The sequence below is a fragment of the Martinezella dioscoreae genome (assembly GCF_009176305.1).
GTDB classification, from domain to species: Bacteria; Pseudomonadota; Alphaproteobacteria; order Rhizobiales; family Rhizobiaceae; genus Rhizobium; species Rhizobium dioscoreae.
The window spans coordinates 1-534 of the sequence record NZ_BLAJ01000048.1 but is presented as its reverse complement, the minus strand read 5'-3'; the positions used below and the strand labels follow the sequence as shown (position 1 = coordinate 534).

1 protein-coding gene is annotated in these 534 nt (G+C 59.0%); it reads right to left on the bottom strand.

Annotation, left to right across the window (positions count from 1 at the left end; translation table 11 throughout):
- The coding region (locus GDN47_RS31860) for a formyltransferase family protein (protein WP_267904860.1) at positions 1 to 533 on the bottom strand (533 nt) is incomplete at its 3' end.
- Between the last annotated feature and the right edge of the window lies 1 nt (position 534).

Here is a 534-nt window from a genome sequence, read left to right as displayed (position 1 = left end):
AGCGCATCCGACAGAACCTGCATGTAGCGGGCCAGTACCACCAGCTCGGTGCCGGTCTGCTCGACGATCTCGAGCAGCTGGGCTTCGGCCTGCGGCTTGTTGTCCTTCGTCACCTTGATGTGGTGGAAGGGGATGTCGTGATTGACGACCACCTTCTGGTAATCGAAATGGTTGGAGACGACGCCGACGATGTCGATCGGAAGCGCGCCGATCTTCCAGCGATAGAGCAGGTCGTTCAGGCAATGGCCGAAGCGCGAGACCATGAGCAGCACCTTCATGCGCTTCTTCTCGTCATGGATCTCGGCATCCATGGCGAACTTCTCGGCGATCGGCTTGAAGCCCTCGACGAGCGCTGCCTGCCCCACCCCTTCTTCCGAGATGAAGGAGACGCGCATGAAGAACTTGCCGGTATCGAGATCGTCGAACTGGCTGGAATCGACGATGTTGCAGCCCTGCCCGGCCAGATAGTTCGAGATCGCCGCAACGATCCCACGCGTCGATTGGCACGTCACTGTCAATACATAGCTCGTCATG